24 protein-coding genes and 6 pseudogenes are annotated in these 26,806 nt (G+C 57.7%); 15 read left to right on the forward strand and 15 right to left on the reverse strand.

Features of this window, described 5'->3' with window-relative positions; all coding sequences use genetic code 11:
• Window positions 1–24: 24 nt before the first annotated feature.
• The 9 genes and pseudogenes from OKW38_RS01715 (at window position 25) to OKW38_RS01755 (ending at window position 7,823) form a co-directional block, all read left to right on the forward strand.
• Window positions 25–1,197 carry a mandelate racemase/muconate lactonizing enzyme family protein gene (locus OKW38_RS01715; RefSeq protein ID WP_429359692.1) on the forward strand — a complete coding sequence of 391 codons (1,173 nt, stop codon included), beginning with the start codon at window positions 25–27 and terminating at the stop codon, window positions 1,195–1,197.
• 71 nt (window positions 1,198–1,268) lie between these two features.
• On the forward strand, window positions 1,269–1,781 hold the full coding sequence (locus tag OKW38_RS01720) for a hypothetical protein (protein WP_429332278.1): 513 nt from the start codon (window positions 1,269–1,271) through the stop codon (window positions 1,779–1,781).
• A gap of 307 nt (window positions 1,782–2,088) precedes the next feature.
• The gene (locus tag OKW38_RS01725; RefSeq protein ID WP_429332277.1) at window positions 2,089–2,607 is read left to right on the forward strand and encodes a hypothetical protein; all 519 of its coding nucleotides are present in this window, start codon (window positions 2,089–2,091) and stop codon (window positions 2,605–2,607) included.
• 11 nt (window positions 2,608–2,618) lie between these two features.
• Window positions 2,619–2,810: a hypothetical protein gene (locus OKW38_RS01730; protein WP_429332276.1), complete on the forward strand. Its 192-nt coding sequence runs from the start codon at window positions 2,619–2,621 to the stop codon at window positions 2,808–2,810.
• A 214-nt stretch (window positions 2,811–3,024) separates the two neighbouring features.
• Window positions 3,025–3,495 (forward strand): hypothetical protein, encoded by a 471-nt coding sequence (locus tag OKW38_RS01735; RefSeq protein ID WP_429359694.1) that lies wholly within the window; start codon window positions 3,025–3,027, stop codon window positions 3,493–3,495.
• A 240-nt stretch (window positions 3,496–3,735) separates the two neighbouring features.
• Window positions 3,736–4,797, forward strand: coding sequence for a TRAP transporter substrate-binding protein DctP (gene dctP, locus OKW38_RS01740; RefSeq protein ID WP_429359696.1), 1,062 nt, complete (start codon window positions 3,736–3,738; stop codon window positions 4,795–4,797).
• Window positions 4,798–4,886: 89 nt separating this feature from the next.
• Complete coding sequence (locus OKW38_RS01745) at window positions 4,887–6,242, forward strand: DHA2 family efflux MFS transporter permease subunit (protein WP_429359698.1); 1,356 nt, start codon at window positions 4,887–4,889, stop codon at window positions 6,240–6,242.
• Window positions 6,243–6,510: 268 nt separating this feature from the next.
• Window positions 6,511–6,787, forward strand: a pseudogene (locus tag OKW38_RS01750) (IS66 family transposase); the annotation flags it as partial.
• Window positions 6,788–7,559: 772 nt separating this feature from the next.
• Window positions 7,560–7,823, forward strand: coding sequence for a DUF4148 domain-containing protein (locus OKW38_RS01755; RefSeq protein ID WP_429359700.1), 264 nt, complete (start codon window positions 7,560–7,562; stop codon window positions 7,821–7,823).
• Window positions 7,824–8,828: 1,005 nt separating this feature from the next.
• Here the strand turns inward: OKW38_RS01755 and OKW38_RS01760 are convergent.
• Window positions 8,829–9,941, reverse strand: coding sequence for a porin (locus tag OKW38_RS01760; RefSeq protein WP_429332272.1), 1,113 nt, complete (start codon window positions 9,939–9,941; stop codon window positions 8,829–8,831).
• 372 nt (window positions 9,942–10,313) lie between these two features.
• Here OKW38_RS01760 and OKW38_RS01765 point away from each other — a divergent pair, with 372 nt between their 5' ends.
• Entirely contained in the window at window positions 10,314–10,844 is a 531-nt protein-coding gene (locus tag OKW38_RS01765; protein ID WP_051374403.1) for a hypothetical protein, read from the forward strand.
• Between the two features lie 31 nt (window positions 10,845–10,875).
• Entirely contained in the window at window positions 10,876–11,397 is a 522-nt protein-coding gene (locus OKW38_RS01770) for a DoxX family membrane protein (RefSeq protein WP_027197785.1), read from the forward strand.
• 121 nt (window positions 11,398–11,518) lie between these two features.
• On the opposite strand, the pseudogene OKW38_RS01775 reads toward OKW38_RS01770, so the two are convergent.
• The 7 genes and pseudogenes from OKW38_RS01775 to OKW38_RS01805 all read right to left on the reverse strand — a co-directional run.
• Window positions 11,519–11,935: pseudogene (locus OKW38_RS01775) on the reverse strand (integrase core domain-containing protein); the annotation flags it as partial.
• 92 nt (window positions 11,936–12,027) lie between these two features.
• Window positions 12,028–12,438 (reverse strand): transposase, encoded by a 411-nt coding sequence (locus OKW38_RS01780; protein ID WP_429359702.1) that lies wholly within the window; start codon window positions 12,436–12,438, stop codon window positions 12,028–12,030.
• Window positions 12,439–12,534: 96 nt separating this feature from the next.
• Window positions 12,535–13,718, reverse strand: a protein-coding gene (locus OKW38_RS01785) for an IS3 family transposase (protein WP_429359704.1) whose coding sequence is annotated in 2 segments (ribosomal slippage) — window positions 12,535–13,463 and window positions 13,463–13,718 — 1,185 coding nt in all. Because the reading frame shifts where the segments join, the coding sequence is not laid out codon by codon here.
• Window positions 13,719–14,160: 442 nt separating this feature from the next.
• Window positions 14,161–15,186 (reverse strand): IS630 family transposase, encoded by a 1,026-nt coding sequence (locus OKW38_RS01790; RefSeq protein WP_429359560.1) that lies wholly within the window; start codon window positions 15,184–15,186, stop codon window positions 14,161–14,163.
• Window positions 15,187–15,288: 102 nt separating this feature from the next.
• Complete coding sequence (locus tag OKW38_RS01795) at window positions 15,289–15,450, reverse strand: hypothetical protein (protein ID WP_429359706.1); 162 nt, start codon at window positions 15,448–15,450, stop codon at window positions 15,289–15,291.
• 112 nt (window positions 15,451–15,562) lie between these two features.
• Window positions 15,563–15,700 (reverse strand): annotated as a pseudogene (locus OKW38_RS01800) (transposase domain-containing protein); the annotation flags it as partial.
• Between the two features lie 113 nt (window positions 15,701–15,813).
• Window positions 15,814–16,572, reverse strand: a pseudogene (locus OKW38_RS01805) (transposase); the annotation flags it as partial.
• Window positions 16,573–16,627: 55 nt separating this feature from the next.
• On the opposite strand from OKW38_RS01805, the gene OKW38_RS01810 reads away from it, so the two are divergent.
• The 4 genes and pseudogenes from OKW38_RS01810 to OKW38_RS01825 all read left to right on the forward strand — a co-directional run.
• Window positions 16,628–16,945: a transposase gene (locus tag OKW38_RS01810; protein ID WP_429332140.1), complete on the forward strand. Its 318-nt coding sequence runs from the start codon at window positions 16,628–16,630 to the stop codon at window positions 16,943–16,945.
• On the forward strand, window positions 16,942–17,547 hold the full coding sequence (locus OKW38_RS01815; protein ID WP_429359708.1) for an IS3 family transposase: 606 nt from the start codon (window positions 16,942–16,944) through the stop codon (window positions 17,545–17,547). The genes OKW38_RS01810 and OKW38_RS01815 overlap by 4 nt, the downstream gene beginning before the upstream one ends.
• A 15-nt stretch (window positions 17,548–17,562) precedes the next feature.
• On the forward strand, window positions 17,563–18,936 hold the full coding sequence (locus OKW38_RS01820) for an IS30 family transposase (protein ID WP_429359710.1): 1,374 nt from the start codon (window positions 17,563–17,565) through the stop codon (window positions 18,934–18,936).
• A gap of 42 nt (window positions 18,937–18,978) precedes the next feature.
• Window positions 18,979–19,230, forward strand: a pseudogene (locus OKW38_RS01825) (transposase); the annotation flags it as partial.
• A gap of 183 nt (window positions 19,231–19,413) precedes the next feature.
• Here the strand turns inward: OKW38_RS01825 and OKW38_RS01830 are convergent.
• The 7 genes and pseudogenes from OKW38_RS01830 to OKW38_RS01860 all read right to left on the reverse strand — a co-directional run.
• A pseudogene (locus OKW38_RS01830) lies at window positions 19,414–19,560 on the reverse strand (maleylacetoacetate isomerase); the annotation flags it as partial.
• A gap of 13 nt (window positions 19,561–19,573) precedes the next feature.
• A complete protein-coding gene (gene fahA / locus OKW38_RS01835) occupies window positions 19,574–20,842 on the reverse strand; it encodes a fumarylacetoacetase (RefSeq protein ID WP_429359712.1) in 1,269 nt (422 codons plus the stop codon).
• Window positions 20,843–20,862: 20 nt separating this feature from the next.
• Window positions 20,863–22,158 carry a homogentisate 1,2-dioxygenase gene (gene hmgA, locus OKW38_RS01840; RefSeq protein ID WP_429359714.1) on the reverse strand — a complete coding sequence of 432 codons (1,296 nt, stop codon included), beginning with the start codon at window positions 22,156–22,158 and terminating at the stop codon, window positions 20,863–20,865.
• A 71-nt stretch (window positions 22,159–22,229) separates the two neighbouring features.
• Window positions 22,230–22,421, reverse strand: coding sequence for a hypothetical protein (locus OKW38_RS01845; protein ID WP_429359716.1), 192 nt, complete (start codon window positions 22,419–22,421; stop codon window positions 22,230–22,232).
• 26 nt (window positions 22,422–22,447) lie between these two features.
• Window positions 22,448–24,145: an FAD-dependent oxidoreductase gene (locus OKW38_RS01850; RefSeq protein WP_429359718.1), complete on the reverse strand. Its 1,698-nt coding sequence runs from the start codon at window positions 24,143–24,145 to the stop codon at window positions 22,448–22,450.
• A gap of 105 nt (window positions 24,146–24,250) precedes the next feature.
• Window positions 24,251–25,642: an MFS transporter gene (locus OKW38_RS01855; protein ID WP_429359720.1), complete on the reverse strand. Its 1,392-nt coding sequence runs from the start codon at window positions 25,640–25,642 to the stop codon at window positions 24,251–24,253.
• Window positions 25,643–25,870: 228 nt separating this feature from the next.
• Entirely contained in the window at window positions 25,871–26,689 is an 819-nt protein-coding gene (locus OKW38_RS01860) for a LuxR C-terminal-related transcriptional regulator (RefSeq protein WP_018420249.1), read from the reverse strand.
• Window positions 26,690–26,806 lie beyond the last annotated feature (117 nt).

Consider the following 26,806-nt stretch of genomic DNA (forward strand, 5'->3'; position numbering starts at 1 on the left):
CGAATATCTATAGGTTTAAATCAAGTGAAGATAACCCGCGTTGAGTGCATTCCGATTTCGATGCCGCTGAAGAAGCCGATTAAGCTTCCGAATGTCACAATCACATGCCTGAATACGCTTTTCTTGGCTATTACAGCCGACAACGGTCTCGTCGGCTATGCGGAGTCGGGGGACACTTCATCGTGGTATCGCGGTGAAAGCCAAGCGTCGATGACGGCGATGATTTCCGATATTTTCGCGCCACGAATTTTGCTTGGTGAAGATGCGAGCAATATCGAAAAGATCGTCGGCATGATGGATCAACTCGCACGCGACAACAATCAGGCGAAGGCGTTGGTCGACTGTGCTCTGCATGATCTGAAGGGCAAGTCTTTGGGCGTGCCAGTCTACAGCCTGTTGGGTGGCCGCACTCGCGAGAAGATTCCGCTCGGCTGGGTATTGTCGGCGGGTGAGCCCGAAAAGGTGGCCGAGCTCGCGATCCAGGTCCGCGAGAATGGCTTCTCGGCGTTCAAGCTCAAAGTCGGCCGTCATACGTTCAATAACGACGTGGCTACGGTCCGCGAAGTGCGAGCCGCGCTCGGTCCGGATGCCAAGATCATCCTGGACGCGAATGGCTCATGGAACTACGAGCAGGCGTTGGCGACGATGAAGCGCCTCGATCAATACAACCTCTCATTCATGGAACAGCCACTGGCGCATCAATACCGCGACAGCCTGTCGAAACTGCGCGAGCGTATCACCACACCGATATACGCAGACGAGGGAGCGCAAGAGTTGGGCGATCTCCGCGAAATCGCCGAACGCCGTTCGGCCGATGGCGTCGTTCTCAAGATTCAGAAGGTCGGCGGGCTGGTCAAGGCACAGCGATTCCTGGCCGCATGTCGCATGTACGACATTCCTGTCTTTTGCAGCACGCTGATCGGATCGGGTGTCGAATCCGGGCCGAGCACGCATCTCATGGTCGCAAACGAGTGGGCATGCCAGTTCATGAGCGAAAGCATGGGCCCGCTCGCGATCCACGCAGCATGGAACAGTGGTGATATCGCCGTCGATCAGGACTTGGCTATCGGCGGCCAGCGCTTTAGCGGCGGCTTTGCGTATCCGAGTGAAGGCGTCGGATTCGGATTTGCATTGAATCAGGAATTACTGGCCAAGATTCATACGCCGGGACAGCAGCATCGGGTTGTCGAAGCGTAATAGCGGAACACAAGGCGGCGGGCTCGATTCCGGCGCGTTGCATAACCATAATCCAATATAGGAGATATTCGATGCACGGACTTAATTCGCCACCGTGGAAATATGCTGTACTTTGGCTCCGGGTTTATTTCGGCGCCGATCTTTTGTGGTCGGGTTTCCGCTATCTTTCGACAGGCTGGGTTCCGTTTATTCCAGGCATCGGAGGCCAATACGTGCAGGCGCTCGATGCCATTCACATGTTTTATGCCGTTAAAGCAGTGGAAATGCTGGCCGGCATCCTGTTGCTGACGAACCGATACGTGTTGCTCGGCGCAATTCTCGAGTTCCCGACATCTATCTCGATTTTCTGGATTAATACCTTTATCGTTGCGACTCCACGTCAATTGTTCTCGGGTCCGAATCAACTGCTAATAAATGGCCTCATTCTGGTGGCGTATGGCGGCTATATGGCAAGTGTGTTTAAGCCAAACAAGCCGCTCGCGCTATGGGAGGGCTTCAAGGTCGACGTCTGGAAAGAGCATTTGAGGCTGAGTAAAGGCGCCGAATCGACGTCCACTATTAAGAAATCAAGCGATTTCGCATAAGGGAGATCGAAGATGAAAAGTAACCGGAATCTTTATATTGGCCTTGCATGCTGCGTCATCATGACGTGCTGGGTATTCTTCGGATCCACAGGACTGGGCTATACAGAATATCGAGAATTGCGCGCACGCGATATGTTTGGCCTGGCAATTCCATGGATCTGCGTCATCACCGTCTTAATTCGGGATCGACGCAAAGGCATCATTTAACGGGCTCTCAGGCGGGGGTCTAGACCACCGCCTTTGGGGTATGCCTGCCGCAGGCATATTTCGTCGCTGTACTGCACTAACTTTTCGGAAATATTTCCCTATGCAAAGCGCTAATTCTTTCCCGTGGAAGTACGTCATTACGTGGCTTCGGCTGTATTTCGGCGCACACCTTTTCTTCTCAGGCATTCGATTCGTGATCGACGGTTACGTACCGATGGTTCCTGGTCTTGCCGGTCAGTATTTGGCCGGTGCCGATGCAATCGGTATGTATCATTGGGTCAAGTATATGGAGGCGATTTACGGCTTCCTGCTTCTGACGAACCGTTTTGTCTTACTGACGCTGATTCTCGAAATGCCGACGACGGTTACGATTTTCTGGCTGAATACGTTCATTTCCGCAACGCCGCGTCAATTGTTCTCGGGCCCGCAAGAACTGCTGATGAACGGTTTGCTGCTGCTTGCGTATAGCGGTTATATGGCTGCATGCTTCCGCCCGACCCTGAACCCTATGTGGCTGTGGGACGGTTGGAATGGCTTCAACCTGAAGGGTAAAGGTGGTCTATTGCAAACCGACCCGACTTTGGTCGGTGTGTCTGTCGAAGAAAAAGTATCGGCTTAAGGAGCACTCGCATGAAAAAAAATACCTGGATCGCAATCGCCATCTGTATCGCGCTGACGCTGCTGGCCATCGACGGCTCAACGGGTTGGGGTTGGGCGGACTACCGTCCGCTGCGTAACTTCGATTACTTCGGTCTCGGCATCTCCTGGCTGCTTTTTATCGGCGTGCTCATCCGCGACAAGATCAAAGGTGCCTGTACATGATGGTGTGGCACACCAGGTACTGCTTCCTGATGGTGATGTTCAAGCCGGTGATCGGCCGTATCGTCGACTGGAAGGCGTTGTCGAGCATTTGCTGGCCGGACGTCGCGTAAGTCTGTAAATCGGATATACGAAATTGCAACTGATTACCCCAAGTGAGGGTTGGCTGCCTCGCATAGGTGACGTAGTCTTTTTATCTGTATCAAAGGAAAGTACGATGAAGATGGCACATGAATCACCGTGGAAATACCTAGTCATGTGGGGGAGGTTGTATTTCGCGTTCCACTATCTTGAGTCAGGACTTTATTACGTAATTTTTAGATACGTGCCGGATTTCAGCCACGCGGGCAAAGTTGGTGCGTATATCGGTGCGATGGCGGACGTCGGGTTCTATCAAATGATCAAGTATGTTGAGGTCATACTCGGTACGTCGCTGCTACTCGATATAGGGGTGCCGCTTGCGCTGGTCGTCATGGCGGGTATCAGTACGACGATCGTCTTTCTGAATCTCTTCGTCTCGCCTGATCCGCGTGAATTGTTCACTGGCCTTCAGGAGTTGTTCCTGAACGGCGCACTCTTGCTGGCATACGGTGGATACTACGCAAATTTTTGCCGTATAAAGGCGCAGCCGTTTTGGTTTTGGGACGGGATGAAACGCGAAGGACTTGAGCCGAGGGGTGAGTCGTGAAGAGGGATTTCGCCGTTGTTTTTATGGTTGTAGTGGCGGTCACGCTGATTGTAATTTCCACTTCGACAATTTTCTTCGTGCGTCATCTACGTCTTTATGATTATGGTCCGCCCCTGGGCGCCGGGATCATTGTTTTGGCGATGATGGTCCGGGCCGCGGTATCAAAGCGATAGAAAGATTGACGCGCCGTCCACCGCGCACCCATACCTTCACTTCACCGTCTTGAAGGACGCTGGAAACATGACGAAGCGATTTACACGTTTCAAGTCGATATGGTCGATAAATCATATTTGCAATCACATTACCGGGGCGCTGCTCGGAACGCTTTTGATTGCACAGCCGATATGGGTACATGCACAGCGGCTGCAAACGCTTACGATCATGGATTATCGGTCGCCCCTGAATTCGGATCAACCGACAGTGCGCGGCATGATCCGGTTCGCGGACCTCGTCAACGAAGAGTCCAACGGACGCCTGGCAGTGACAGTAAGTCGAGCGACGGTTCCTGGATCGCCCGAAGACCAGATCAAGGCGTTGCAAAAGGGGGGACCTGGTGCTCCCGATATGATGCTGCTGGTTACGCCGGCGCTGCGTCATCTCGAACGCGAATTCGAAATCATGGACCTTCCGTTCGTGGTCAACAGCGATCGCCAGGCGCATGAACTGCTGGACGGTCCCTTTGGCCGGGAATTGCTGTCGCGTCTCCAAGGCCATGGACTGACGGGTCTCGCTTGGTGGGAAAACGGATTCCGGCAGATCACGACGTCGGGGCGGCCGTTCAAAGACGCTAATGATCTGACTGACCGTCCGGTTCGTGTGATTCCGGAACCGGCGTTTGTGGAGACGTTTAAGGCCTTAGGTGCCAAGGTCGTTGGTCTTCCGTATCCCGATCTATATCCGGCTCTGAAGTCGGGACGAGTGGAGGCCGAAGACAACTTTTACTCCCAAATCGTGGTTGGCCATCTGTATGATGTTCAGTCGAGCGTGACGGTGACGAATCATTCCTATAGCGCGATTGCAGTCGTTGCTAACTCCGCAATATGGCAAAAGTTGTCGGTTGGGGACCGGAATGTTCTGCAACACTCAGCGGTGGAAGCAGGGCGCTATGAACGCGACCTGATTCGAGAACAGGCCGAGGCAGATAGAGCCACACTTGCACATCATGGAATGATCGTTCAGAGCCTCTCGCCAAAGGAAATTGCAAGGATGGAATCTATGACGGAGTCCGTCAGAGAGCAATTCTTCCGGAACTACGATCCCATAATTCTCGATACCTACCGGCGTCAGATAGCAAAGCGTTAGATAATTCGGTGAGTGACGAAAATATAATCCTCGGGGCAAAGCAGGACGCCAAAGCGGCGTCGCCCTCTCGGCAGACGCGACTGATTCCTATGATCGTCGCTGTGCCGATGTTTTTGCAGGCAATCGATACGTCGATATTGGGCACGGCACTTCAATCGATTGCTACGTCGTTGAACGTCGAGATACTTCACCTCAACTTCGCCATCACCGCGTATCTTTTAAGTTTGGCGCTGTTTCTGCCCGCGAGCGGTTGGCTCACGGATCGCTTCGGTACCCGCCGTGTCTTCTGTTCGGCAGTTGCGATATTCTCGGTAGCGTCGGCACTGTGCGGAGCCGCAACTTCTATCACTCAAATAGTTCTGTTCCGGGTATTGCAGGGCCTTGGCGGCGCAATGATGGTGCCAGTCGGCCGGTTGATTCTCTTGCGCAGCATTCCGCCTGCACATTTGGTAATGGCGATGGTCTGGTTTACCGTGCCTGGGACCATCGGTCGTGTCTTGGGACCGCTCCTCGGAGGCTTCATCGTCACGGTGGCGTCATGGCGCTGGATATTCCTGCTCAACATCCCTTTCGGCGTGCTGGGGATCTTGTTGGCACTAAAGTTTGTGCCGGATTCGCGATCAGAAAAAAGGGAACCGTTTGATGTCACCGGCTTTGTTTTGATGGCGATCGGACTTTCTGGAGTGGTCTGCGGCCTGGAAACTATCGGGCACAATTTTGTTTCACTGAGCGCTACAATTTTTGTTACAAGCATTGGCATCGTGGCATCAATCGCCTATTGGATCTATAGTCGAGATCGTGCTGACGTGATCATTCCGCCCAGCCTATTCCGATATAAAGCATTCAGTATCACAAATATCGGCGGTATGCCATTAAGAATAGCGGTCGGATCGTCTCCGATTTTCGTTCCGCTGCTTTTGCAAGTCGGTTTGGAATTCACGCCTATTCAGGCCGGATTGACGAGTGCCTGGCTTTCGGTTGGAGCCTTTGGGATTCGGCCAATTATGCGACGGGCGATTAATAGATTCGGATTCAAACCTCTTATGATTGCAGCGACGGTACTGTCAGGTGCCGCATTTGCTGCTTATGGTTTGTTCTCGCCCGGAACGTCGATTTATTTCATGTGCGCCGTGCTCTTCGCGGCTGGCATCTTCAATTCGCTTGGAATGATCACGATGAATACGGTCGGATATTCCGGCGTCCCGAAGGCCATCATGAGCAAGGCAACAGCACTTTCAACTATGATGCAGCAGACGTCGATGAGTATTGGTGTCGCACTATGCGCTTCCTGCTTGACGTTTAGTGCGCGGGCTCACGGGCATAGTGCGGAGCATTTGACGATGAGCGATTTTCCGATGATGTTCTTTATCGTCGGGGCGTTGAGTTGTCTGTCAATGCCTGCGTTCCTCCGTCTTCCGAACGATGAAGGTGCCGAGCTGCGGTAAGTGACCTCGGTTAAAACGATGAGCGCCGGATGCGCACCCGCAGTCAGCGACAATTTCGGGCGGAGTTTAGGCTAGCCATTATGATGGCCACGATCGCGATGTGCGCTTCGCATGCTTCACATTCGGCCCGATCTGCTTGTCGACTAGACTTTGCGGACGATACCGTCGGGCCTAACCGTTAAGAGAAAAAGCCCAGGCACTGAACTGAGCCCGGAGAACCGGATGGTGCAAGGAGGCGGAATACCGAAGGGCTGGGCGCTACACCGGAGGCGAGCTGTATGCAATTGAGCCCGCGATCCGCGGCAAGCCACGGACGTGCGAAGACGTGTCTGTCAGGAGCAGGCGCGTCCGCTACTCGACGCCCTCGAGACCTGGCTGCGCTCGACATTGAGTCATATTTCGCAGAAAGGGCGATACCGACAAAGCCATCAACTACGCGCTCAACCAGTGGCCCGCGCTTACAATGTACGTCGACGAGGGGGATAGTCGAGATCGACAACCATGCCGCTGAACGCGCCCTGAGAGCGGTAGAGCAGGAAAGGAAAGGCGGATTCAACCGGTCGTCGCAATCTTTGATCATGTTGGTGTTTATGGGGCGACCAGCGGGATGGATGCATAAGCTGACCGGGCGAGGGGCGATGCGCTCGTCAGGTGCACCGTCGCGTCGGCGTGAGATCGAGCGGCGACTCTGGAAGCAAGTCGCAAGAGACATTACAAACGCGAAAGCAGAAGATCTGTTTTCACGGATTCAGTTTGACCTCGTTCGCCTTTCCGAATTGCAGGGGGATGAACGGTGCGGATCATCTCGCTGACGGTCATCGAGAAGCAGTATTGCCGGAATGCGAAACTGGCGAAGCAGATTTCAAGCGTCCCGACGTTTTCCATAGCGTCGCATGTCGTGAAGAAGCGACGACGGTGCCCGACATCCACTCCGCCGCATTGAAGACGCGACGCGGGCTTCCCGCCCTTCACGTCCCTTTGTGATGGACGGCAGCCAGAAGATTGCGCCGCGTATTCCTTTGACAATTGCGGCGTGGCTCGATGCTAGGCGATCCATCAAACACCTCGGGCCGGCCATGGCCGCAAGGTCCAAATTCGCGCCTGGACGCAGGACTGCGGCGAAGCCGGCGGTCTGTCGAAGCTTGCCTCGGCGGCGCAGGAAGTAGGGCACCAAGTCGGCGCGCCGCTTGCTGGAGCCACATTTCGAGGGTCTCGCCGGTACCCATCAGGCAGAATGAATGTTGTTTCGATCTGCCTTTTTTTTGTCAAGACAGCGCCTATACTCTCAGGGATATCCCCGATAAAAAAGGCCTTGCCATGACCTCTCTTCCGCGTATAGCGCTCGGCGCCCTTGCTGCAGCGTGCTGCTTTGCGTCCGTTGCGGCGCTCGCCCAACCGTACGATTCCACAGCGCCGCTGACGCGCGCCCAGGTGCGCGCCGAGGTGATCGAATGGCAGCAGGCGGGCTACGATCAGTCCGACGATTGGTCCCACTACCCTGAAAGCGCGTTACGCGCAGGCGCGATCGTCGCACAACGGCGTGCAGAGACTGCCGCTCCTGCGGGTGGCGCGCGCCATTGACCGCGGCGATCCTCGACTGGAAAGACCGCTCGCGTGAACCGCGCCCCTATAGTTGGATATTGATCCGACCTTTGGATGCAAAGTACAACGAGCAGTTTCGGCGGCAGATAGTTCAGTGGTATCTGGAGCCGGGCGCGAGCACACGAACGTCGGCCGCGCGTTATGGCATGGGTGGCAGGGCGATCCGACCCGGGGGCGAGCTACCGGGAACATCGTCTGGCCGGCCAGTGCACTAAGGTCATTGGCCACGATGCCCGGTTTAGGCCGTCGGTGCTTTGCCTGCAGCAGCGCACCGAGCCTTTTCAGGGGCGCTACTCTGGGGATGAGCGTCCGGTACGCGGACCTCAGAGTCGAGCTCCGGAGCGTCTATGATCATCACGGGCGCGTTACGGCGATGTGCATGTCATGGAGGCGATCCGGCAGGCTGGACAGTTGATCAAGTACCGCGCCGGTGGCCCGTCCAGAAGTGGGTTCCGATGTAGCAGGCTTTAACGTCGACGGGCCGAAGCTTCTATGTGTCGCCGGTGATGGATTCATACAACGGAGAAATCGTTGCTTCCGGATGGATCAGCGACTCAGCTACGAACTGGCCAGCGGAGGTTGAAGAACGCACAGACCGCACTCCCACGCAAGGAGTGGCCACTGCAGCGTTCAGACCAGTGCTGACACCGCTGCACGTCAGCCTATCGTCAACTGCAGGACCGCCGCAGCCACGTGCAAAGCATGTCCCGCAAGGGCGATTGCCTCGATAAGGCGGTCATGGAAAGCCTCTTCGGCGCGCTCAGTCTGAATCCGCCGGGCTCGAACGTTTTGCGTGCGCCGGTCAATTGCACGCGCGCTGGATAGATACATCCACTACAACAACCACGAACGCGTCAGGAAAAACTAATGGCCTAAGTCCTATTCAGAAAAGGACTCAGGCCTTGATGGCCCGCCAGATTTTAACTGTCCGACTTCGCGGGGTCAGTTCGTTCGGCGGGTTTTCAATTGCAACAGCAACTACGCTCAGAAGCGCGTCGACATGCCCAGACCGATAGCCGTCACATTCGAGTGCTGACCGGTAGTAGCCAAGCCCCCCGGGGGGTAAATCGACTGACTTGCGATACCGCTATTCCAGAGCTTCTTGACGAAGCCATAGAACATAGTGGATTTCGAAACCGAGTAGGTGTAGCCGATAGCAGCGGAACGGATGAACCAGTCTCCGACTTTAACCGGCGTCGTGATTTGTGTGCCGCTCGCAGTGAGATTCTGGTCGCTCAGCTCGCCATACGAGACGCGGACCGTGCCGAAAGGGCTGGTCGGGACCGTGAAGCCAACCTGCCACCCCTTGTCAACGAAGCCTGGATCGTTGGTACGGATTTGGCCCGAGGCATACAATTCCATGAAATTCAGGTTGTAGCGGATGCCAAGGACATTTTCGTACGTATTGCGAGCCACGGCAGCTTGGTTCTGAAGGCTATGGCCGAAACCGTATTCCGTGATCAGGGGGCCGTTTTCATACCGCAGCGTCGCGAGCTCGAAGTGCCGCTGGTAGGCTTGAGCCGTCAGTGGATCGGAGGGATCACCCCAAGAATAGGTTAGCGTGCCGGTCAAGCCGCGAAATGTCGGGCTCGTGTACTGAATCGTATTGTCCGACCGTGCCGGGTCTTGCAGCATGTTGAACAGCCACGGACGCGGATTCTCACCGCCGATCGAACCCAGCGGGGATCCCGGCGCGAGCAGGATCGGGTCGAACGTGCCACCCCAATCGTAACCCATCGTCTGGAGGCGACCGGCGATCAACTCGCCGTACTGTGCGCTATGCAGGCCGACAAACGCACGACGACCGAACAGACGGCCGCTTTGGCCTGAGGTGCCGTTGTTGATATTGAAGCCACTTTCGAGGGTGAAGATTGCCGATAGACCGTTACCGAGATCTTCCTGGCCCCTCAAGCCCCAGCGCGAACCACCTGCACCACCGCTGTTCATGCTGATGACGTGCTGCCCATTGGAGTTGGCAAAATAACCCATGAACACATCGGCCACGCCATACAGTGTGACACTGCTCTGCTGCGCTTGAACCATCATCGGCGCGAATGCTGCTGCGGCAATTGCGCCGCAGGTAATAAGTTTACGCACTGGAGCCTCCAAAAATTTGATATTGGTCGTAGGGCGGGCTGCCGACCCACCGTGACACGCCGAGATATGGGGTGTACGAATTCAAAATGATATTCTTTGTTGCATAAGTTGTGTGGAAAAACACAAAAATGTTGCTTAAGGGTATCCACTAGATGACAGTCGCGTGATCCATTTGGCATGACTTTGTTACTTAGCGATCCAAAGTAATGTGCAATAAGGATCATTTCTTAGGGTCGTAAGTCAAAATCGGGTTTTCCCCACGTTTACAAGGCTTCTTGTTTGCCTATAGCATTAGATATGCTAAATTGAATACAAAACCCGGACCGGGGCAGCGGGCCCAAGGTTCCTATTGCAATGTGCCAAGGAGAAAGGATGTCAAACATTCAGGGTGGTCTTTCGTCGCCCGAGTTCATCGCGCAAGCAGATGGATGGCTCGATAGTTGGACGGGACGTGTAGCAGCAATGCTTGTCGGATTCATTTTCGTCGGCTGGATTGCGCACGATCTCCATTCGGATCCCCGTTGGAAGTGGCACGCAGGCACCGGCAAACTTCCCCATGAGGTCGTTCACGAATTTATGGACATGGCCTATGCGCAGGGCCATGGGAGCGAGGCCTACAAGGAATACTTTTCGGCTAAAGCGATTGATACCGCGCCCCAGACCGTCGATCACCGGGATGGCGAGCCGATCCCCGATCACGTGAAGAAGGTTATCGTTGAAGGCTTTGACGTCGCTGTCTACCACACGATTGGCGCCGCGCGCGGTCAGGCCGCACAAGACGTCGTTGATGTATTCCAGCTCGACGGGTCGGGCTGGATCATTCGACGTGATCGTCTCACGGCTCCGGTGCAAGAACAGGCGGCGAACACTGAGGTTGCCGCGCAAAAGCAGGCTTCCAAATAAGCGGGTCGTAAACAAAACGGTGAAAGCATATATGTCTAACGATGATCGTAGGACGACGGCTCAACTCGTCGGCAAAATTATTCTGACCTTCTGTCGCCTGTATCTCGGCGGTTGGATGGTGGTGAGCGGCACCAGCTATTGGCGCACCGTACTCGGGATGGGACCAATCTTTCCGCAGCCGTTCGGCACGCTCCATGCGTCGAATGAATTGCTTGTCACGATGGTTCACACGCACTTCTTCCACATCGTGAAGACGCTTGAGATCTTGGGCGGCCTGTCTCTCGTGCTTGGCCTCTTCGTGCCGATCGGCCTACTGGTCCTGCTGCCGGTGTCGTTTGTGGTCTGGTACAACGCAATCATCCTGAACCATCGTTTCGATAAGATGTTCACGCCATACATGGGTGTCGGGTGTCTCTACATCAACCTGGTGCTGTTGGTCTGGTATATCCGCTACTACCTTCCGATGATGACGTTCAAGACGACGATTGGCCGCATCAGCGACTGGAAGAAGTTGTCCAAAATTTTCAAACCAGATGCTGCTGATCTGGTCTGAATTCGGCTTTTGAAGTGAGGGATTTAGCTACGCTGCTTCGGCAACGTAGCTCTTTTTTGTGTAAGTATCTCGCGATATTCCCGAACAAACGCGGCGCGCGTCAAGCAAGTTGTCGCCTCACTCATGCAGCCAGAGGCTGTTTATTTGCGCTGATCGACGCCATCTCGACGACTGAGTCGCGTTCGGGGTTAAGCGTCACGGCACCAACCGGTGTCCAGTTGCGCGTGTGAAGCGACCAGCGGGCCGGATTGCACGCGCGCGCCTTCGCGTACAGTGCGTGACGTGCCACGAGAAGCGCACGATCGTCGCCGGCATGACGCTGCGCAGGCGTCACGTAGCGGATGCCGCTATGACGATGCTCGAAGTTGTACCACTGCACGAAGCCGGCAGCCCAGGTGCGAGCAGCGTTCAGGTCCTCGAAGCCTGTGACCGGAAACTCCGGCCGGTACTTCGCGGTTCGGAACAGCGCCTCGGCGTAGGCGTTGTCGTCGCTGACCCGGGGGCGCGAGTACGACGGCTTGACACCCAGCCAGTGCAGCATGGCCACCTCGCAGGCCAGGCGCAACCGTGCGCCAGCCAGTCTTGCCGAATCGATTTCCCGGGCCAGGAGCTGGCGATCTTCGAGGCCGATCATTCGTCCTCGCCCTTGTCCGTGTTGAAGATCGCCCCGAGTTTTTTTGAAAGAACCAGCAATGCGGCCGCCTCGGCCAGTGCTTTCTCCTTGCGCCGCAGTTCGCGTTCCAGTTCCTTGATGCGACGCTGGTCCTGCTTCGTTTGCTGTGGACTCGCACGGGCCTCTTCGGGCTCGGCCAGCGCCTGCGTGGCCGCTTGCCGCCACTGCGCCAGTTCCTGCGGATACACGCCATGCTCGCGGCACCACGCATTGCGGGCCGTCTCGTCCATCGCTGCCGTGCTCAACACCGCTTCGAAACGCGCGGCCGCTGTCCATGCCCGCTCGCGAGCGGGCATGGACAGCGCATCACTGCGCCAGCGCACCAGCGTCTGCGCGCCCACACCGATCTCTCGCGCAACCTCTTCCACTGATGCGCTCTCCGGCGGCAGCAACCGCGCCACCGCTCTGTCCTTGAATGTCTTTCTGACCTTGCCCCTGTTTCGCGAATCCCATAGCTGAGAGATTTATGCGGCTCGCCCCTGTTGAGCGGCGAACCAGTTTTTCTCGAACGTCATGGGGCTGACGTAATCGAGCGTCGAGTGTAGCCGGCGCGAATTATAAAAGCCAAGCCAGTCGACGATTTCATCCATTGCCGCACGCCGGGTCGCAAAGTGCCGGCCATGCAGGCGTGCAACTTTCAACGAACCCCACAGGCTTTCGGTCGGTGCATTGTCCCAGCAGTCGCCGCGCCGACTCATCGACGAGCGCATGCCGTAGGCCTTCAGCGTGTCCTGGAACAGCCCGCTGCAATACTGGCTACCCCGGTCGCTATGGACGATGACGCCAGCCTCTGGACGGCGCCGGAACCACGCCATACGCAGCGCATCGGTGACCAGTTCCGCTTTCATGTGTGGCTGCATCGACCAGCCCACCACCTGCCTGCTGAACAGGTCAATGATGACCGCCAGATAAACCCAGCCTTCAGCCGTCGCACAGTACGTGATGTCGCTCGTCCAGACCTGGTTCGGCGCCGTTGCTGTGAAGTTACGCTCCAACAAGTTCGGCGCCACCGGCAGGTTGTGATTCGAGTTCGTCGTCGCGATGTACTTGCGCTTGTGTCGGGCACGGATGCCATGCTGCGCCATCAGCTTGCGAACACGCTCCTTGCCCACGCGCACGCCGCGCGCAACGAGCTCTTTCCACATGCGCGGCCAGCCATATTCGCCCTTGACCTGCACGTGAATTGCCTTGATGTGCGCGAGCAGGGCATCGTTGCTGATACGGCATCTGTGCGGCTTGTCATCACCGCTGCGCTGCTGACGCTGATGATATCCACTGGGACTGATTCCCAGTACTTCGCACAGCATCGAGACTGGCCAGTGGCGTCGATTCCGGTCGATGAACGCGCACTTCACATCAATTCCCTTGCGAAGTACGCCGCCGCTTTTTTTGTGATGTCGAGCTCCATCTTCAGGCGAGACACTTCCGCCCTCAACCGCGCCAGTTCCATCTGCTCGGGACTGACCGGCTTCGCCCCGGCTCCGACCAGTTTGCCTTCCCTGTCCGCCTTGACCCAGTTGTGAAGGGTCTGCTGCACCACGCCCAGCGTCGCCGACACCGCAGCCAAACTCTGGCCGTTCTTTACCAGTCGGACCGCTTCCAGTTTAAATTCGAGCGTGTACTGCGCCCGCTTTGCCTTGACCGTCATCGTTTCCTCTCCTTGCTTGAGCTTACACACTCAGCAAGGGATTCGTTTTTCGGGGGCAAGCTCATTCCGTAACGCGCCAACTTGTTCTCTCTTTATCGCCCCCAGATTCCAATTTTATCCAGGCGACAACCATTGTGACGCGGGGGGAACGACAAAAAGGTTACTATGTCTTAAATCGGTTTGTCATTCAGCCGAGTTTGTAGCGACATTCGGGGTGCATTATTTGCCATGCTGTTGATCGTGCAATAACGAAGTTCGCATTCAAGCCGATCATGGTCCTGTCCGCGTCTGTGCAGGCGATATCGGCGCAGCGTCGGGACTTGGGCGACTTCGCGCGATTGCAGGCATTTCTTCAAGTGTCTGACGAAGAGGGCGCACTCAGTTACGGTAAATGATATGAGCTATTCTTTTACTAAGCCGAAACAAAGTAACCGGACATGGGTCAAGCCGCGTAGCGGACTGACGGATGTTGAAACATGGATCGGACCAAAGCCGGAATCTTTTGCAACGAGCGCAGAACCGCTCGAACACGCTGCTTGAGATGCCCGGGACCTTTGATGGCAAGCTTGCCGATCTTGTGATGTTTGAGATAACCCCATACCAACTCGTCCGGGTTCAGGTCTGGCGAGTAAGCAGGAAGGAAGAACAGACAAAGGCGCCCATCTGATTCCGCGGCAAGCTGCCGGATCGCTTTGCAACGATGTACCGGATGACCATCGGCAATCAGGAAGACAGGCGCATCGGCGGTGAGCATCAGCCGTTTGACGAAGTCGACGTATACGGAGATCTTGAAGCTGCCTTCGAAACACATGAAGCGAAGTTGGCCACGCGGGCTGATCGCTGAGATCAGGTTCACCTTGAAGCGCGCGCCAGTGACTTCGACTACCGGAGTTTGACCGACCGGCGCCCAGGTCGTGCCGCTGTGATAGTCCGATCGTACCGTCGATTCGTCGACGAAGAAGATCTGTGCCCCGACGTGTTTGGCCTGCCCGACAATGGCCGGGTATTCGTCCCGCATCCACGACTCGACCAGTTCAGGGTCGCGTTGGTACGCACGCGCAAGCGGTCGCTGGGGCGAAAGCCCGAGCTTGCGCAGCAGTCGACCGACCGACACCTCGGAGAGCCTGACGTTGAAATGTTCGCGAATCAACTCCCGCACCATGTCTCGCGTCCACAATGCAAACTCGAACTTCATCTGCATGGGGTTCTTCGTTGTGACCGTCTGATAGACGAAGCGGATAGCCTCGGACGACAGCTTCATCGGTCGACCAGGGATTGCCTTGGCTCGTAACGCCTCGATGCCCCCTTCGCGCCAGGCCGCCAACCACTCGTAAATACGCGCCCTCGAGAATCCGAGCGTGCGGATCACGTCCTCCGGCGACTCGCCAGCTTCGACGCGCTTGACCGCACGAATACGGATCTCTTCAAGCGTTGCATGTGAAAGCTGCCGGCCGTCGTCCTCTCGCATCTCGCCTCTCCCTAAACCCCTTAAAGCTTAGACCATGGCGTCGATTTATGTTCGCTTACTTACGCACTGGTTAGTAAATCACAGTCCAACACACATCCCGGTTCAAATGACTACGGTCAAGACCTTGCAAATCACTTCGGTGGTTTCGACCTGGAATTTTACGACCGGCGCGTGGCCCATCAAGAAACCGAACTGCAGGAGACGCCGCGAGGTGAAGCGCGAGAAATCGAACAGGGCGTAAAGTTCACGCTCGCGCGTGATCAATGGTAAGCGCGCGATTTAGCACACCGAGTTCATAGGGAAATACGGAAGGCGACATGCAATACGGCAGCGCATCGATCGGCAAGGCGCTTCGAATGCGTCGGCCAGATCAAGCTCAACGAGCGGCTGCGGTGAGCTTTGCGTAGTTGAACGGCAGGAGGTCAGTCACGTCGGCATGCGGTTCGCGCTGCGGTAGTTCGGTGAGTACGTGCACGAAGTAGGCGTAGGGTTCGACGTTGCAGGCTTGGCATGTCGAATCTACTCAACGCTCAAGCCCTGCAAAATGTGCCGTGCCGCGATCGAGCATTTCTCCACGGAAAATAGCTTTCTGACCTACGGCGCGTGTCAAGGTACTTGTCGCCTCAGTCATGCAGCCAAAGGCTGTTTAAGTGTGGCATGCGAAGCCATCGTGACGACTGACTCGCGCTCCGGATTGAGAGTGACGGCGCCGATCGGCGTCCAGTCTCGCGTGCAGCCTGACCAGCGTGCGGGGTTGCGTTCCCGCGCCTGGACATATACCTCGTGACGCGCCGCGAGGATCACGTGATCGTCGCCGTCATGGCGCTGCGCCGGGCTGACGTAGCGGATGCTGCTGTGGCGGTGGTCGAAGTTGTACCAATGCACGAACTCGCTCGCCCAGTCGCGTGCAGCATTGAGATCGGTGAAGCCCGTGTTGGGGAACTCCGGGCGGTACTTGGCCGTGCGGAACAGTGCCTCGGCATAGGCGTTGTCGTCACTGACGCGTGGGCGCGAGTACGATGGCTTCACGCCAAGCCAGTGAAGCATGGCCAGCACGGTCGTGGCCTTGAGCGTGGAGCCGTTGTCTCCGTGCAGCACCGGCTTGTCTGCCAGAGTGGCGATGCCCTCGGCCAGCGCTGTGCGCCGCACCAGATGGGCAGCATGGCTGGCATCGTCGCGCTCGTGTACCTCCCATCCCACGATTTTGCGGCTGTACAGGTCGAGGATCAGGTACAGGTAAAACCATTGACCGGCAACCTCGGCGGGCAAATACGTCATATCCCAGCACCAGACTTCCCGTGGTGCGCAAGCGATGTGCGTGGTCGGCGGCCGGCCAGCCTTGGGCGCTTTCGCCCGGCCCCGATGTGCGGTTTGTCCGTGCTCGCGCTGAAGTTGACCCAGAAAAACGCACATCTATCCTTTGGAGAAGGAGGTGCCGATTATGGGCAAGCATCGTACCCCGTACCCGGCGGAATTTCGGGCGCAAATGGTCGGGCTGGTGAAGGCCGGACGCAGGCCGGAGGAACTGGAAAAGGAGTTCGAGCCGACTGCACAGACCATCTACAACTGGGTGGCGCAGGCTGATCGCGACACAGGTGTGCGGCATGACGGTCTGACCACAGCCGAACGCCAGGAGCTCACACGGTTGCGTCGCGAAGTCCGGCAACTGAAGATGGAGCGCGACATACTCTCTCACGCGGCAGCCTGGTTCGCGAGGGAGACGGGATCCATTCCACCGAAGGGCGGTACGGATTCATGAAAGCGAACCGGGCCCGCTGGCCCATCGCGATGATGGCACGGCTGCTCGGCGTCTCGACGAGCGGCTATTACACATGGCTGGTGCGGGAGCCCGCGATGCGCACGCGTAGCGATGCGCAACTGCTCGCGCATATCCGCACGCTCCATGCAAGCTCGCGCGGCACGTATGGGGCACCGCGTATTCATGCGCAACTCGCGCGCGAAGGCATACACGTGGGGCGCAAGCGGGTGGCGCGCCTCATGCGTATGGCGGGTCTGTGCGGGGCAAGCCGGCGGCGCTGGCCGCGCACCACGCGGCCACGCGCAGGCGCCCGGCGTGCGCCTGATCTGGTGCGCCGGCACTTCAGTGCCGACGCGACAAACGTGCTGTGGGTCGCAGATGCGACCTATGTACCCACGGGCGAAGGATTCCTCTATCTGGCGGTTGTGCTGGATGTATTCAGCCGTCGCGTCGTCGGCTGGGCGATGTCCAGCCATCTGTACACCGAACTGATGTTGCGGGCGTTTGACATGGCGTTGCAGCAGCGACGCCATGACGGTGTGATTCTACATTCCGATCAAGGCTGTCAAGGCGGATTCAACCGGTCGTTGCAACACCTTTGATCGAGGAGGTGTTGCATGGGACGAAGTGCAAAGCAGGTGTATCGGTTGACAGGGCGAGAAGCGATGTACTCGCCGGGTGCGCCATCACTTGGACATGTGATGGAGCGTCGGTATTGGCAACAGATCGCAACGGGCATTACAAGCGAGAAAGCAGCGGAGGCGGTAGGCGTATCTCAAGCGGTAGGCTCGCGCTGGTTCCGCTATCGTGGCGGCATGCCACTATTCATGTCGAAACCTATCGCTGGTCGATACTTGTCGTTCGCTGAGCGGGAAGATATAGCGTTGCTCTCGGTACAAGGTCTTGGGGTACGCGAAATTGCCCGGCGTCCTGGACGCAGTCCGTCAACCGTTTCGCGGGAACTCACACGCAATGCGGCAACCCGTGGTGGGTGCCTCGAGTATCGTGCTTCGGTCGCGCAGTGGAAGGCGGAACGGTTCGCCAAACGACCAAAGCCAGCGAAGCTGGCGACGAACGCACGGCTGCGCCAATACGTACAGGAGCGCCTTGAGGGCAAGGTACATGACGCTGATGGTCGTGAAATTGCGGGGCCCAGGCAGGCACCGTTCAAGGGGCGCAATAAACCACATCGCGGTGACCGAAAGTGGGTCAACGGCTGGTCACCTGAACAGATTGCCAATCGATTGCAAGCTGATTTCCCGGATGATGAATCTATGCGCATCTCTCACGAAGCCATTTATCAAGCGCTCTATATTCAAGGGCGCGGTGCGCTCAAGCGCGAGCTGGTGGGTTGCCTTCGCACCGGGCGCGCGTTGCGCGTTCCCCGAGCGAGAGCGCGTGCCAAGGCGTGGGCGCACGTCAGCGAGGAGGTGATGATTTCCAGCCGGCCTGCAGAGGTGCAAGATCGTGCTGTGCCAGGCCATTGGGAGGGCGACCTGATTATCGGCTTAAACCGATCAGCCATCGGGACGTTGGTGGAAAGATCAAGCCGCTTTACGATGCTCGTGCACTTACCTCGCGAGAAAGGCTATGGGCTAATTCCACGCACGAAAAACGGGCCTGCGCTGGCCGGCTACGGAGCTGTTACGATGGCCAACGCACTCAAGAAGACCGTGGCGGACTTGCCTGCTCAGTTGTGGCGATCATTGACCTGGGATCGTGGCAAGGAACTGTCCGATCACGCCCGCTTCACGATCGAGTCCGGCGTGAAGGTGTTCTTCGCTGACCCGCACAGCCCATGGCAGCGTGGTACGAACGAAAACACCAATGGCCTTCTACGACAATACTTTCCAAAGGGCACAGACCTGTCCCGGTGGAGTGCTCGCGAGATCCAGGCCGTTGCTAACACATTGAATACCAGGCCCCGGAAAACACTCGGCTGGAAGACGCCTGCGGAGGCCTTGGACGAATACCTAAAATCTGTTCAATAATCTAGTGTTGCGACGACCGGTTGAATCCGCCCAATACACCTCATTGCCTTCGGGCGGCGCTGCCGAGAAGCCGGCGTACAACCGTCGATGGGGACCACCGGCGACGCTTACGACAACGCGATGTGCGAGTCATTCTTCGGCACGCTCGAAGCCGAACTGCTCTGTCGCGAACACTTCGCGACCCACGAACAGGCAAGGCGGCGTCTGTTCTCGTTTCTGGAGAGCTGGTACAACATACGCCGCCTCCACAGCAGCATCGGCTACTGTTCGCCGCTCGAATTCGAAAACCTGCATGCGCAAGATCAAAGCTTATCGTCGCGCGGGTTGCCCACCGCCGGGCAGCGTCGTGGTCGTGACAGGCGACCCGCCGCCCGGCCGTGGACAACCCGCGATTCAACCTTATCGGGAGGTGCCACACCGCATTAGACTCAACTGCAAATCTATCCGTCGAACCGGGTCAACCTCACTGACTTTATCTCCACGAAGCAAGTGGACGGGCACTGTACGGTAATCGAGACCCTTCAGGTTGAGCGCAATGCGCACCCGGTACGCCGCAGAACCGCGGAAATATGTGTAAAGGACGCGATCTGAGACCGCAGCTTCCGGCTTGTTCGAAACTGTCATCGGTGGTTCCTTTTTAGGCCAGGACGGTGCCACGGACTTCGCCGAGTCCCATGCGAACCGCGCCGGGACGTTCGCACCATCCACGCAGAATCAGCGTGTCGCCGTCCTCCAGGAAGGTCCGCTGCTCGCCATTGGCCAGCACGACGGGCTGCCTGCCGCCCTCGGTCAATTCGAGTAGCGAGCCAGCCTCATTGGCGGCGGGGCCCGACAATGTACCGGAACCAAGCAGATCGCCGGGCTGGAGATTGCAGCCGTTGACCGTGTGGTGGGTCACCAGTTGTGCCGCTGTCCAGTAGGCCGCTGTGCCAGCGTTGCCCAGCGTCAAGCGCTGAGGTGGGAAGCCTGACCCGACCATGCGCTCCGTTAGGATCAACACCTCAAGTGTGACGTCGAATGCGCCTTCCTTGCGATTACAGGCGGCGTCGAGGTAAGGGAGCGGCTGCGGGTCACCGTCGGGACGCGTCAACGGCGCGCGGAAGGGTGCCAGTGCCTCGGTCGTGATTAACCACGGAGAGACGGTTGTCGCGAAGTTCTTGGACAGGAACGGGCCGAGCGGCTGGTACTCCCACGCCTGGATGTCGCGCGCGGACCAGTCGTTGAGCAGTGTCACACCGAAAAGATGATTCTCCGCGTCTTCGATGGAGACGGGTTGCCCCAAATCGTTGCCGCGACCGACGAAGTAGCCAAGTTCGAGTTCGTAGTCCAGTCGTCGGCTGGGACCAAAGGTGGGTTGCGCGGCCTCCGGCGTTTTGGTTTGCCCACGCGGACGCCGAAACATCTGGCCGCTCACGCGAATGGATGAAGACCGACCGTGATAACCAATCGGCACCCATTTGTAATTCGGCATCAGCGGCTGGTCGGGCCTGAACAGCTTGCCGACAGACATGGCGTGGTGAATGCCCGTATAAAAATCTGTGTAGTCTCCGATTCGGCAAGGCGTTGCCATCTGCGCCGCGCTCTGGTTGATAAGCAGCGTCGACCATGCTTGTTGCTGCTCGCTGCCGTGCGCAAGGCCTCGGGAAATGGCGCGACGCAACTCCAGTCGAGTTGTTGAATCAAGTGCCATCAACGCGTTCATGTCCGGATCGTCGATCAGGCCTGTGCCCTGCAGATCTAAAATCTGGTCGCCAATGGCTACCCCAATCTTGAAGTCCTCGTCCGTGCCCATCGGTCGATAACGACCAAATGGAAGGTTCTGGATCGGAAAATCGCTCCCCGGTCGGTTTGCCTGTTCCACCCAACTTTTCAGAGCCGGGCTGTGCGTCTCGTCGATCAACGACATGTGATTTCTCCAACGTCCTATCAGGCTTGTGCCGGGTTGAAATGCTTCTTGAGGCCCTGCCAGCACCGGTAATACTCGCCTTGGAGCTGCGACGATTCGAGCGCATGGCGCGTCGGCCGGATGACGGCGGGCGTTTCGAACATGAACGCCAGCGTGTTCGTGATGTGATCAGGCCGGGTCGTGTCTGCGGTGCTCGCCCTGGCGAAGGTTTCGGCATCTGGGCCATGACCACTCATGCAGTTGTGAAGCGACGCACCGCCGGGCGCAAAACCTTCAGCCTTCGCGTCATACGCGCCATGAATCAGTCCCATGAACTCGCTTGCGAAATTTCGGTGGAACCATGGCGGACGGAATGTGTTTTCCATCGGCAACCAACGCGGCGGGAAAATGACAAAGTCGATCGAATCGACGCCGGGGGTATCAGTGGGGGACTGGAGCACCAGGAAAATCGAGGGGTCGGGATGGTCGAAGCTTATTGAACCAATCGTGTTGAAGCGCCGCAGGTCGTACTTGTACGGCGCATAGTTTCCGTGCCATGCGACGACGTCGAGCGGCGAGTGGTCGATCCGGGCGCGCCAGAGATTGCCTTCGAACTTCGCGATCAGTTCGAAGTCGCCTTCCCGGTCTTCATACGACGCGACCGGCGTCAGAAAATCACGCGGATTCGCCAGGCCGTTGGAGCCAATGACGCCAAGGTCGGGCAGCTTGAACAGCGCGCCATAGTTCTCGCACACGTAGCCGCGCGCCTCGCCATCGGGCAGTTCAACCCGGAAACGCACGCCTCGCGGGATGACGACGATCTCCTGCGGTTCGACGTCCAGCAGTCCCATTTCGGTTGCCACGCGCAGCCGTCCTTGTTGCGGCACGACAAGCAACTCACCGTCGGCGTTGTAGAAAAACCGGTCGGTCATGGAACAGTTCGCGGCATACAGGTGGATACCGCATCCTCGCCCTACATCGGGCGCACCGTTGCCCGCCATGGTTACAAGGCCCGCCACGAAATCGGTCGGTGCATCGGGCATCGGAAGGGGATCCCAGCGCAACTGATCCGGTGGCGTCGGTACTTCGTCGAAGCGGCTCAACAGGCGCGAGTTCTCGATATGCTGGAATGGCGAGTGCATGGCCGCTGGCCGGATCCGGTACAACCACGAACGCCGATTGTTATGACGCGGCGCCGTGAATGCAGTCCCTGAGAGTTGTTCTGCGTATAGGCCATAAGGCACGCGTTGCGGAGAGTTACGCCCCACGGGAAGGGCGCCCGGCAGCGCCTCGGTGGCAAACTCATTGGCGAAGCCGGTTTGATAATTGACGGTCATTGTTTCGCGTTCCTGCGAAGGATATGGGAAGCCAGAAAAAGTGCTACGAGGTGGGCTTGTGGATTGGAACCCTACCGCGGCGCTGATTCAGTCATTCCTTCGCTTGCGTCGTCGATTAAATTCAGTGCGACGGCGGGGTCGTCGATCCTGTCGATCGCGAGCATGGCGAAGCGCGCGAGGAAAAGCGAAGTGTTCGGCCGACCCAGTTGAGTCATGGTCTTGCACAGCCGGGTATAAATGATGTCGAGGTCGCTGTCGGTCATGGCGTTCTCCTTTACCGGTTTGGTGATCACATTTGAAGGGCGTGGTGGATGGCGGCCTCAACATCTGCAGCCGCTGCCGCATGCCAGCGTCCCAGTACATGGCCGTCCGGGCGAACCAGGTATACGGTACCGGGTCTGGCGGTGTACATGGCGAACAGCCGACCTGTGTGGTCCCAGTTGTGATTGTTTTTCGTCTCGGGGTGAAGATGCGAAGTCACGGGGATCAGCTTGAAAGGCAGCTTTTCCTCTTGAAGCGTTGCTTCGAGTTCGGCAAATTCCACCGGTACGCGTCCGTCTTCGCTGAAGTACAGAGCGGTGAACCTTGGAGTGATCAATTCCGTCAGATGAGCCTCTCTCGCGCTGCCGCCCTCGACGATCGTCAGTGGGCATTCGGTCAACACGGCCCCCGGCGCAGGACCAGCCTCAAACGCGCCCGACTGTGCTTCAGGCGTGTTGAGCGGCGACTCCGTATAACTGATGGCCGAAGTCTGCCGCGGGTTAATCAGAGAACGCACGCGTTCATGCTTGATCGCCAGACTCAATACGGCCTTGCGCATCAACTCGAAGGCGAATGAGGGCGGCGCCATGAATTCGGTGCTCTTGGTACCGTAGCTAAGGTTTTCGTGGGCCGCAAAGACGCGCTCGTCTGAATAGCTGTCGAGCAATCCTTCGGACGCAAGGCCACGGACGACGAACGCCAGTTTCCACGCGAGGTTGTCCGCGTCATCGATTCCTGAATTCGCGCCGCGCACGCCAAAAATCGGCACCAGATGGGCTGCATCGCCGCCAAACAGCACGCGATCGTGACGATAGCTTTCCAGGGTCAAGGCATTGGCCTTGTAGATCGTGATCCAGATGGGTGCCCAGGCGCCACGTTCGCCCATCATGTCCAACAGGCTTTGCACCCGTGGCATGACATTTTCAGGCTTGACTGCCTGTTCGGCGTCCTCGCCGTCCCGCAATTGGTAATCGATGCGCCAGACATTGTCAGGCTGTTTGTGGACCAGCACAGTGGAGCCCGGGTTCGACGATGGATCGAAGTAGGCAAGACGCTCGGTCGGCCGCTCGCTCTCGAGCTCGATATCGACGATGACATAACGGCCCTCGTAGCTCGTCCCATTGAGCTGCAAGGCCAATGCCTCGCGGATCGTGCTGCGCCCACCATCGCAGGCGACCACCCAGTCCGTATTGAGCGAATAGTCGCCTTCGGGAGTCGCGAGGCGAAGCATGGCGCCGTCCGTACGCGAATCGATGGCGGTCACCTTGGTCTGCCAGCGGATGTCGATCAGATCAGACTTCCGTTGCGCGGCGTCCAGGAGAAACTGTTCGATGTGATATTGCGCGACGTTCACCATCGGAGGCAGTTTCTGGTTGTCGTCCTGCGGCATCTTGAAGTGCAGCACTTCGGTGTCGCGATAAAAACTGCGCCCACCGGCCCACGGCAGTCCGGTCTTCAGAAACCCGTCCACTGCACCCAGGCGCTCGATGATTTCCAGGCTTCGACGCGAGATACAGATGGCCCGGCTGCCATAGCATACGGAATCATCGGCTTCGATCAATACGGAAGGAACGCCGTGATTGGCGAGGCCAAGTGCCACGGCGAGTCCGACAGGGCCACCGCCGACGATCGTCACTGCATGTCGCTTTGTCTCGATGCCGTTGTCAAGATTCGGCATCTGGCCAGCGTACTTTTTTGCAGTGAAGGGATAAGCTTTGAATTCCATCGGTTGCTCCTTAACGAATTCTGGTAAGCGGGAGGCCACGCATGAGCTGCGCCTCGATGCTGCCGTAACGCCATCGGCGTATTCGCCCAACTAGGGCTATCCGCACTAACGTGCGTTGCTAGATAGTTCCGCGTCGCGGGAGCGCTTGGGCTGAACGGGCAGCACTGCCACCACGATGGCGCCGATCACGAGCAATGCCGCTGCATAGAGCAATCCGGCCGAGAAGCTATGGGTGAGATCCTTCAGCCATCCCACGACCAGGGGGTTCAGCGCCGACCCGATGTTGCCGGTCGCGTTGATCACTGCGATCCCAACGGCACGGGCCCGGAGGCTCAATGCGTGATCAGGGGTTGTCCAGAAGATCGACATGGCGGTGTACGATCCCGCCGACGCGAGGCAGATGCCTAACATCTGAATCACGGGGTTGGTGGAATAGGCGGTGCAAAGCCAGCCAGCAGCGGAAAACAGCATCGGCAACATCAGGTGCCATTTGCGCTCCTGTTTGCGATCAGAGCGTCTTCCCCACCAGATCATTGCAACGATCGTGCAGATTTGCGGGATCGCGGCCAGCAGGCCGACGGTCCGGTTGCTCGCGTCAGCGCTGAAGCTTTTGACGATCAGGGGCGTCCAGACGGCAACCATTGCTAGCGTGTTGACCAGACAGAAATAAGCGAGCGCAAATTTGAGGACCGTTGGCGAGAAGAGCTCGCTCAGAAGGCTTCTTTCGTCGGTGGCGGGCGAATGCGGCACGGGGTCGGCGTTGTGCTCGGCCGCGAGGGTCTTCGAAAGCGTGCGCTTCTCATCGGCAGTGAGCCAGTGCGCCTTCTCGGGAACATCGCGCAGATAGCCGAATACGACCAGACCCAAGATCGCCGAAGGCAGGCCCTCCAGACAGAAGAGCCACTGCCATCCTTTGAGGCCAAGCGTTCCATCCAGCGCCAGAATGTATCCCGAGAGTGCGGAGCCGACCGCGGCCGTGACGGGCATCGCGATCATGAACAAAGCGTTGGCCCTCGCGCGATATGCGCTCGGAAACCAATATGTCATGTAAAGCAGGATGCCTGGTAGAAAGCCCGCCTCGGTCACGCCGACGAGGATTCGCAACAGGTAAAGCGTTCCCGGACTCGATGCGAACATCGTCGCTGTAGAGGCCAGACCCCAGGCGATCATGATAGTCCCGATGCATTTCCGCGCGCCGATGCGCGCCAGGACGATGTTGCTGGGAATGCCGAACGCGATATATGCAATATAAAACAACGTGGTCGCCAGACCGAACTGGACGCCGGAGAGGCCGAGATCCTTCATCATGGTAAGGCCGGCAAATCCGATATTGATCCGGTCCATGAACGAGAAGAAGAACAGGACGAAGAGAAACCAAAGAAGGTGCCGGGAGACCTTGGCGATGACACGCTGCTCTCGCATCGATTCACCAGATCCAGCACCGTTTGCCGGACCGCCAGGAAGCGGACTGCGGTCAGCCAATGGGGTCGTTTCCATACGGGTCGTCTCCAAACTCAGCTCTATGTCGAGCGCCACAGCACTCAATGCAATCGCGTCAGGCTCGTCAGGGCGGCGAGGTATGGCGATGAGTGGAGTATGGAGATTCGCCCGCGCGCGCTGTCCCCAAAATGGGTACGACTTGACGGGTGAAATGGATTAGGAAAAACCCTCAGTGCCAGGCAAGCGGAAGATCGGGCACGGTCAGAGAGATGACGCAGTGCGTGATCATTCTCGGCTGGTAGCCAGGCACAAGGCAAACAACTGACGCTGGCTCGAAATGCCGAGGCGGCGAAAGGCCCGCTTTTGATAGGTCACGACGCTGGAGGCTTTGACGCCCATAAGTTCTCCAATGTCTTTCGCGGTACGGCCCTCCAGAACGCCGCATAGGACATCGAGTTCGCGCTTCGACAACTCGGGGCAGATCCCTCGAATACGCACCAGCATCAGTTGCGGAATGCCGGTCTGAATCTGGCCGCATAGCACGTAATGATGCTTGGCGGTCTGGGCGATGAGCGGCGCAAAGGCCTCAATCAGCGCGATCTCGTTCGCGTGGAAATGGCCGCGCCTGCGGTCGCGGTAGAGATTGACGGAGAGCCAGATGTCCTGCGAGGGCTGCAGCAAAAGGGAGAGTCGGCCCGAAACGTCCGGCTGGTGATAGCAAGCGGCTCGATACCCTTCATGCGAGATGTCTTCGATGGCCTGCTGGTGGAGCAGGACGGCCGAGTCGAGCTTCTGAGGACGGGCAGAGGAGATAATCGTCTGATTTCCGTCCAACGCATAGAAAGTCCTGGCGTAGGTATCCGCGACGTTGCTCAGATATCGACCGCCACGGTGGTCTGCGACCGAGACCGTCCGAGGACGATTGTTGAACTCGTAAGCAAAGACGGTGCACTGCGATATGCCTGCGGCGTCCCCTAGGAGTTTCAGAACTTCCGCGGCGAAGGCGTTCGCATCGTTAGACCCGATGGCCGAGACCAGGCTCGTTGCCCGTGACAGATCCAGATGGCCGGAGAGGTTGGGACGATCAAGCCGCCATGAGCGCATGATTGGCCTCGGAGAGTGCCGAAAAGATGATTTTAAGCGACTCTGCGGCGGAAGATCGCTCGCTTTTGTTCCCATCGGAACTTGCGGCAAAGAGGAGAAGGCGACGCAACGCGATGG

This window comes from Paraburkholderia sp. MM5496-R1, from assembly GCF_050436205.1.
In the GTDB taxonomy this organism is placed as follows: domain Bacteria; phylum Pseudomonadota; class Gammaproteobacteria; order Burkholderiales; family Burkholderiaceae; genus Paraburkholderia; species Paraburkholderia tuberum.